We start from the raw sequence: 7,838 nt of genomic DNA on the forward strand, positions 1-7,838 counted from the left end.
CCCGCTCTCCTCGCTCCCCCTTCCCCCTCCCCCCCCTTTTGGCTCTGTCGTACCGCAGCGGCGGAACTCGCCCGTTCAGGGAGTCAGTGGTGGCCGGGGGCTCTCATCGGGGCGTGCGTCCGGCTGTGCGCCGTCCTCGCGGATGACCTCACCCTGCACGACCTTCCCGTCCGGCCGGTGAATGCGGGCCTGCTGGAAGGCGTCGGAGAGGCTGCCGGGGCTCGCGGCACGCATCCGGCGCTCCAGCGACCGTTCCGCGTACCGGCCGAGCCGCGAACGGACCGGTGGCACCAGCAGCAGGAGCCCCGCCACGTCCGAGACGATCCCGGGGATCATCAGCAGCAGCCCGCCGAGCATCAGGAAGCCGTTGCCCCTGCCGCCCGAGCCTGCGGCCGGTGGAGCAGCGGCGGCCCCGGGCTGCCCCGGCATCTGCTGGAGCGTCCGGGTGAGGTTGCGGAAGGCCCGGCGGCCGGCCCGCTTCATCACCGCGGCGCCGAGCACGATGCCCGCCACCAGGAGCAGCAGTACGGTGAACCCGCCCGCCACGTCGGCCACGATGGTGAGCAGCCAGATCTCCAGCACCGCCCAGGCGGCGACGGCGAGAGGGACGAAGGTTCGGGCGCGAGAACGCCTGGGGGCGGTCGGGGGCGGTGTGCCGGTCGTCATGGTCCCCAGTGTGCCCGTACGGGCGTCCGAACGGCACAAGGGGGTGATCATGGGCGTCGGACCCGATGCCCGCCGCCGGTGGCGGCGGGCGCGGCGGATCAGATCGCCTTGCGGCCCAGGGCCCGGTTCGTACGGGAGGTGACACCCCAGGAAGTGACCCGCCAGAGCGCCTCGACCAGGATGTCGCGGCTCATCTTCGAGTCACCGATCTCCCGGTCGACGAAGGTGATCGGCACCTCGACGACGTGATAGCCGGCTTCGACGGCCCGGCGGGCCAGGTCGACCTGGAAGCAGTAGCCCTGCGAGGCGACCTGGTCGAGGCCGATGCCGTCCAGGGTCTCGGCGCGGAAGGCCCGGTAGCCACCGGTGACGTCCCTGGTCCGCATCCCGAGGAGGAGCCGGGAGTACGTGCTGCCGCCGCGGGAGATCATTTCGCGGGACTTCGGCCAGTTGACCACGCGCCCGCCCGGCACCCAGCGGGAACCGAGCACCAGGTCGGCGCCCTTGAGCGCGGTGAGCAGCCTGGGCAGTTCCTCGGGCTGGTGGGAACCGTCGGCGTCCATCTCCACGAGCACGCCGTAGCCGTGCTCGGAGCCCCAGCTGAAGCCTGCGAGATAGGCCGCGCCCAGCCCTTCCTTGCCCTTGCGGTGCAGCACGTGGACCTGGCTGTCCCCGGCGGCGATCTCATCGGCGACCTTGCCGGTGCCGTCCGGGCTGTTGTCGTCGGCGACCAGGATGTCGGCGTCCGGCACAGCGGCGCGCACCCGGCTGACGATCGGCTTGATGTTCTCGGCCTCGTTGTAGGTCGGAATGATCACCAGGATTCTGCCGAGCGGGCCGTACCGCCGCTGACCGCCGTCGTTCACTTACTGCCCCTTAAGTCCGTACGCAGATGCACACCATATCCAGCGGGCGGTGACCCCTCGCCGACGTGGTCGGACGGGGCCGGGCATCGCCGGGGACAGATGGACGGAAGTACGGACAGAAACACGGGTGCGCGCGGACGGGAACGCGGGCGGGAACTACGGATGGGGGCCCGGCGCCCTTCGGGCCGACCTGGGACCCGCTGGCTGCGGGTCGACCTAGAGCCGTTGTCTACTGAACGTCCGGGCCCCACCCGGGTCGCACCGCCGTCCGGATGAAACCTTCCCTCGCCCCCGAGGCGCGGGCGCTGAACCTGGCTGCCAGTGGTGGTGCGCCGGTGCGGCACACCACCCCATGACCCAGCGGCGTTCGACGACTGCGTGGAGGTTTACCGGTCGGACGTCCTGTGGTGGACTCGGCCGAACCTACCGGCCGGTGGGCGCGTTCTGTCAATAGCCGTCTGACCTGCAATATTTACGAAACTTGCCTGGTCAGTAGCGAAGATCCGCAGGTCGCGGCAGAACGGGGACCACGATCAGTGACGATACGAAATGTCCGGACGTCACTCGTTCGGCCGCGCGTAGACCGTTTGTCCGAAGACCACGGTCCTCAGACAGACCGGCAGCTCGGCACCCGGGGTGAGATCGGGCAGGCCGGGCGTTCCCGACCGGGGGTCGGTCGACCAGCGGGCGACCCGGTCGTCCGGGGCCTGGACCACCAGGTCAGCGGTGCGCCAGACCGCGTAGTCGGCCGGGGCGCCGGGCACCAGGGTCCCCGCGTCGTCGCGGCCGACGGCCCGCCAGCCGCCCCGGGTATGGGCGGTGAAGCCCGCCCGTACGGAGATCCGGTGCTCGGACGTGCGGTGGAAGGCGGCGGCCCGTACGGTGCCCCACGGGTCGAGCGGGGTCACCGGGCTGTCGGAACCGAAGGCCAGGGGCACACCGGCCCGCAGGAGCGCCGCGTACGGGTTGAGGGTCCTGGCCCGCTCGACGCCGAGCCGCTGCGCGTACATGCCCTCCTCGCCGCCCCAGGCCGCGTCGAAGGCGGGCTGGACGGAGGCGGTCAGACCCAGCTCCGCGAACGCGGCGACGGTCTCGGGGGTGAGCATCTCGGCATGCTCGACACGGTGCCGGGCACCCCGGATCCGGGGCAGGCCGAGCGTCTCGGCGGCGGCCCTGACCCCCTCCACCACGGCGGAGACCGCCGCGTCCCCGATGGCGTGGAAGCCGGCCTGCAGCCCCGCCTCGGTGCACGCGGTGACGTGCGCGGCGATCTGCGCCGCGTCCAGATGGGCGGTGCCCGTGCGTCCGGCCGGACCGTCGGCGTACGGCTCGTGCAGGCAGGCGGTGTGCGAGCCCAGCGAGCCGTCCACGAAGAGGTCTCCGGCCGCTCCGACGGCGCCGAGCTCCCTGATCCGGCGGGCGTCCTTCTCGTCGGCGACCTGCTCGGCCCAGTAGCCGAAGACCCGCGGTCCGCTCTCCGCGGCGGCGAGCTTCAGCAGTGCGGCGAAGTCCTCCTCGTCGGAGATGTCGGGGCCGCCGCACTCGTGGACGGTGCCGATGCCGAGCGACGCGGCGTGCCGCAGGGCGGCGCGCTGGGCGTCGGCACGCTGCCGCGGCGAGACGGCGCCGTGGGCCGCGGAGCGGACCGCGTGGTGGGCGGCTCCGGTCAGCGGGGCGTCGGGGTGGTAGCCGGTCAGCCCGGTGACGCCCGGGACCAGGTCGAGCAGGGCGGTGGTGACGACCGCGGAGTGCACATCGACACGGGGCAGATAGACCGGTCGTCCGCCGGCGGCCGCGTCGAGCTCGCCGCGCGAGGGGTGGCGACGCTCCGGCCAGCGCGTGGCGTCCCAGCCGTGGCCGAGGACGACCCGGTCCGCGGGGTGCGCGGCCACGTACGCGCGCAGCAGGCCGAGCGCCTCGTCGAGGGTCCGGGCGCCGGACAGGTCGAGGCCGGTGAGGGCCAGGCCGGTCGATGTGGTGTGCACATGGGCGTCGGTGAACGCGGGGGTGACCAGCGCACCGTCGAGGTCGATCACCTCGTCGACGCCGCTCGCGAAGGCGTCGGCGGCCCCTTCGGAGCCCACCCAGGCGACATGGCCGCGTTCGACCACCATGGCGGTGGCGAAGGGGTCGGCGGGGCTGTGGACGTCTCCACCGCGCAGCAGCACGGTGCGGTGTTCGCTCTGAGGGGCGGTGCTCTCGGTCATGGGACCAGTCTCGCGCCTGCCCGGACCCGCGCGGTCCGCGACCCCCTCAGATCTGCGGCGGCCGGGCCTCGTACGGCGTGGACAGGACAACCGTGGTCCGGGTGGAGACACCGGCGAGCGAGCGGATCCGGGTGAGCAGGTGCTCCAGCTCCAGCGGCGTGGCGACCCGCACCTTGAGGATGTAGTTCTCGTCACCCGCGACGCTGTGACACGCCTCCAGCTCCGGGACGTCCGCGAGCCGCTCGGCGATGTCGTCCGGCGCGCTCGGGTCGAAGGGTTTCACCGAGATGAACGCGGTGAGCGGCAGGCCGACGGCCTCGGGGTCGACGACCGCGGCGTAGCCCCGGATCACCCCGCGCTGCTCCAGCCTGCGGACACGCTGATGAACGGCCGATGTGGACAGGCCCGTGGCCTTGCCCAGGTCGGTGTAGCTCATCCGCCCGTCCTTGACGAGCAACTCCACGATCTGTCGGTCCAGCTCCTCCATACGGATCAATCTATTGCCCCGGGTCCCTCCAGGCACAGCGCCACGGGCTCCGGAAGGGGCACCTGCGGCAGGCATGTGACGAATGCCACAGGTTTACGGGTGGGTAGCCGACCACCTCGCGGTTACGGCGGATGCGCGACGGGAAGTGCTTGCTGTGGTCGAGGCCGTGTCGCCTGGTCGGCCCACCTGAGGGGGGAATTTCCCATGCAGAGCCTGAAGCTCACCGGACGTATCGAACCGGAACCCGTCGAGGACGCCGCTCCCGACGCGTACGACACCTTCGAGATGTACCGGGTGATCTGCCCGGACTGCGCGCAGCCGATCGCGCTGCTGGCGGACGAGGACGTACTGCCGGAGCACGCGTTGTGCCCGACGCCGTGGAACCCGTTCGTGCTGACCGTCTGCGCCGGCACGGGCCGCGCGGCGTCGCAGTCGCGGCCCGCCGACGATTCGTTCGACGCCCAGGAACAGGAAACGGGCCTGCTGTTGACGCTCCCTCAGGGACTCGACTGGAGGATGCAGCCGTTCTCGCACGCCGGCGGCCCCGGCTCGCGCCCGCTGCGGGTGCCGCGGATGCGGCGCGACGCGGCCTGACGGCAGCCCCGCGTCCGCGCGGGACCGGCCCGGACACGTTTCCGGGCCCGCCCGGCACCTCTGCGCCGCACCACGACGGCCCGACCGGCGTGGTGCCCCCGGCGAGGACCGCCCGCCGCCCGGGGACGGGGCGAACGGGCTCTCTATTCGGCCGGACAGTGACCAGGGCCCGCCCCGCGCCGTTGGCGGGGCATGACCCTGCTGCAATCAACGGCCGGTCCCGGCCGCCGCCGCCTCGCCGCTCCCACCGCCGAAGAATCGGTTCCGCAGCCCGGTTCGCAGCCGGTGCCCCGGCCCGTGCCCCCGCGGTCGGCTCCGCGACCGGTACCGCACTCCACCGATCCGCCCATCTACCGGGCCCTGCTGCGTCGTTGGGAGAGCGCGGACCGGACCCTGCCGGGCCACCATGACCAGGAGTGGAACCGGATCATGGCGACGCCCGTGTGGTCGGACCGGCCGCTGCGGGTCAGCGCGTCTCAGGACCCGCGAGGTGGCGTGCGATGACCATCCGCTGGATCTGATTGGTGCCCTCGACGATCTGCAGCACCTTGGCCTCGCGCATCAGCCGCTCGACGGGGAAGTCGAGGGTGTAGCCGTATCCGCCGAGCACCTGGACGGCGTCGACGGTGACCCGCATGGCCGTGTCCGTGCAGAACAGCTTGGCCATGGCCGCCTGGCGCGAGAAGGGCTTGCCCTCGTCGCGGAGCCGGGCCGCCTCCAGGTAGAGCGCCCGGCCCGCCTCGATCTGGGTGGCCATGTCGGCGAGCATGAAGCGCAGCCCCTGGAAGTCCGCGATGGGGCGGCCGAACTGCTCCCGTCCGGTGGCGTAGCCGACGGCCTCGCTCAGGGCGGCCTGGGCGACACCGATCGCGCAGGCGGCGATGCCGAGCCGCCCGGAGTCGAGTGCGGACAGGGCGATGGCGAAGCCCTGGCCCTCCTCGCCGATCCGGCGCGCGCCGGAGACCCGTACGCCGTCGAAGTTCAGCTGGGCGGTGGGCGAGCCCTTCATGCCCATCTTCTTCTCGGGGACGGCCGCGTCGAGCCCCTGGGCATCGCCGGGAACCAGGAACGCGGTGATCCCGCGGGCGCCCTCGGCGCCGGTGCGGGCCAGGACCGTGTAGAAGTCCGCGATGCCGCCGTGGGTGATCCACGCCTTGGTGCCGGTGATGACCCAGTCGTCGCCGTCCCGTACGGCCTTCGTACGGAGCGAGGCGGCATCGGAGCCCGCGGCGGGCTCGGAGAGGCAGTAGGCGCCCAGCAGGCCCCCTCCCAGCATCGCCGGGAGGTGTTCGGTCCGCTGCTCCTTGGTGCCGTATCCGGCGACCGCGTGACAGGCGAGGGAATGGACGCTGACGCCGAGGCCGACGGTGAGCCGGGCGGCGGCCAGCTCTTCGAGGACCTGGAGGTAGACCTCGTACGGCTGGTCGCCGCCGCCGTACGCGGAGTCGTAGGGCAGTCCCAGCAGTCCGGAGTCGGAGAGCAGCGTGAAGACTTCGCGCGGGAACCGGCCCGCTTCCTCCTCCTCCGCCGCCCGGGGCGCGATCTCTCGCTGGGCGATGTCGCGGACGAGCGCGACGAGTTGCCTGGACTCCTCGGTGGGCAGACGGCGTTCCACCAATTGCGGGGCACGGTCGGTCATGACGGCGCTCTCCTCCCTGTCGGGCGTTGCGACGGTCGCGCGCGCGGGGTGTGGGCGGCGCCGCCGGGGGCTTCCGGGCGCGACCCGGAAAAGCACTGCTGCCCAGCCGACGCCGGCCTCGTCGGATTACGAGAGCTGCTGGCCAGCGGCTGTGGCGGCTTGAGTATGCCCGATCGGACGATATCCGTCACGGGGTGACCGGGCGACTCGGCACCGGACGAAACGATCAGCAGGATTGGTCCGAACCATTGACCTGACTGGTCTAGTCCATCTACGGTTCCCACCGGAACGGCCTTTGCGCGTTCATGCCAAGTCCATGCGATGGCCGACTGCCAGCCCCCACAAGCAAGTTCCCTCCCCCACGAGGAGACAAGATGTTCGGACCGCATCGTCCCCGCGCCCGCTTCCGGGCGCTCGCCGCAGCCGCCTGTACCGCCGCCCTCGGCGCCGCCCTGCTGGGTGCCGCGGGCACCGCCTCGGCCGGCGCGACCCCCACCACCACGCGGGCAGCGGCCCCCGCGTCCGCCGGCGCCGCCCCCACAGCGGCCGGCGACAAAGTGGTCGGATACTTCACCAACTGGGGTGTCTACCAGCGCAATTACCATGTCAGAAACATCGAGACCTCCGGCTCGGCCGACAAACTCACACACATCAACTACGCCTTCGGCAACGTCACCGGCGGCAAGTGCGCGATCGGCGACTCGTACGCCGACTACGAGAAGGCGTACACGGCCGACCAGTCCGTCGACGGTGTGGCGGACACCTGGGACCAGGACCTGCGCGGCAACTTCAACCAGCTGCGCAAGCTGAAGAAGCTGCACCCGGACCTGAAGGTCATCTGGTCGTTCGGCGGCTGGACCTGGTCCGGCGGCTTCGGCGAGGCGGCGAAGAACCCGGCCGCGTTCGCCGAGTCCTGCTTCCAGCTGGTGGAGGACCCGCGCTGGGCCGATGTCTTCGACGGCATCGACATCGACTGGGAGTACCCCAACGCCTGCGGTCTGACCTGCGACACCAGCGGGCGCGAGGCCTACGGCAACCTGCTGGCGGCGCTGCGCACCAAGTTCGGGACGAGCAACCTGGTCACCTCGGCGATCACCGCCGACGCCTCCGACGGCGGCAAGCTCGACGCGGTCGACTACGGCGGCGCGGCGAAGTACGTCGACTGGTACAACCCGATGACGTACGACTTCTTCGGCGCCTGGGACGCGAAGGGGCCGACCGCCCCGCACTCCCCGCTCACCTCGTACAACGGCATCCCGAAGGACGGCTTCAACAGCGAGGCCACCATCGCCAAGCTGAAGGCCCAGGGCGTCCCCGCCGCCAAACTGCTGCTCGGCATCGGCTTCTACGGCCGCGGCTGGACCGGCGTCACCCAGGAC

Annotated in this window: 7 protein-coding genes; 2 read left to right on the top strand and 5 right to left on the bottom strand. The window is 71.9% G+C overall.

Annotated elements, in window-relative coordinates:
* Positions 1-75 precede the first annotated feature (75 nt).
* From fxsA to ACFV8T_RS45005, 4 genes are all read right to left on the bottom strand, one after another.
* Entirely contained in the window at positions 76-666 is a 591-nt protein-coding gene (gene fxsA, locus ACFV8T_RS44990; protein ID WP_385339566.1) for an FxsA family membrane protein, read from the bottom strand.
* 98 nt (positions 667-764) lie between these two features.
* Positions 765-1,532: a polyprenol monophosphomannose synthase gene (locus ACFV8T_RS44995; RefSeq protein WP_385339569.1), complete on the bottom strand. Its 768-nt coding sequence runs from the start codon at positions 1,530-1,532 to the stop codon at positions 765-767.
* 560 nt (positions 1,533-2,092) lie between these two features.
* Positions 2,093-3,739: an amidohydrolase gene (locus ACFV8T_RS45000; protein ID WP_385339572.1), complete on the bottom strand. Its 1,647-nt coding sequence runs from the start codon at positions 3,737-3,739 to the stop codon at positions 2,093-2,095.
* A 46-nt stretch (positions 3,740-3,785) separates the two neighbouring features.
* Positions 3,786-4,226, bottom strand: a complete 441-nt coding sequence (locus ACFV8T_RS45005; protein WP_124718962.1) for an Lrp/AsnC family transcriptional regulator — start codon at positions 4,224-4,226, stop codon at positions 3,786-3,788.
* Positions 4,227-4,430: 204 nt separating this feature from the next.
* Between ACFV8T_RS45005 and ACFV8T_RS45010 the strand changes: the two genes are divergently transcribed.
* Positions 4,431-4,820 carry a hypothetical protein gene (locus ACFV8T_RS45010; RefSeq protein WP_385339575.1) on the top strand — a complete coding sequence of 130 codons (390 nt, stop codon included), beginning with the start codon at positions 4,431-4,433 and terminating at the stop codon, positions 4,818-4,820.
* A gap of 466 nt (positions 4,821-5,286) precedes the next feature.
* Here the strand turns inward: ACFV8T_RS45010 and ACFV8T_RS45015 are convergent, their stop codons facing one another.
* Positions 5,287-6,459, bottom strand: coding sequence for an acyl-CoA dehydrogenase family protein (locus tag ACFV8T_RS45015; RefSeq protein ID WP_385339578.1), 1,173 nt, complete (start codon positions 6,457-6,459; stop codon positions 5,287-5,289).
* Between the two features lie 374 nt (positions 6,460-6,833).
* On the opposite strand from ACFV8T_RS45015, the gene ACFV8T_RS45020 reads away from it, so the two are divergent.
* On the top strand, positions 6,834-7,838 hold a 1,005-nt coding region (locus ACFV8T_RS45020; protein WP_385339581.1), incomplete at its 3' end, for a glycoside hydrolase family 18 protein.

This window comes from Streptomyces sp. NPDC059832 (assembly GCF_042731715.1).
Classification (GTDB): domain Bacteria; phylum Actinomycetota; class Actinomycetes; order Streptomycetales; family Streptomycetaceae; genus Streptomyces.

Excerpts from the sequence above, each read along its gene's own strand:
- fxsA (WP_385339566.1), bottom strand. The coding sequence starts at position 666 with ATGACGACCGGCACACCGCCCCCGACCGCCCCCAGGCGTTCTCGCGCC.
- ACFV8T_RS45005 (WP_124718962.1), bottom strand. The coding sequence starts at position 4,226 with ATGGAGGAGCTGGACCGACAGATCGTGGAGTTGCTCGTCAAGGACGGG.
- ACFV8T_RS45015 (WP_385339578.1), bottom strand. The coding sequence starts at position 6,459 with ATGACCGACCGTGCCCCGCAATTGGTGGAACGCCGTCTGCCCACCGAG.
- ACFV8T_RS45000 (WP_385339572.1), bottom strand. The coding sequence starts at position 3,739 with ATGACCGAGAGCACCGCCCCTCAGAGCGAACACCGCACCGTGCTGCTG.
- ACFV8T_RS45010 (WP_385339575.1), top strand. The coding sequence starts at position 4,431 with ATGCAGAGCCTGAAGCTCACCGGACGTATCGAACCGGAACCCGTCGAG.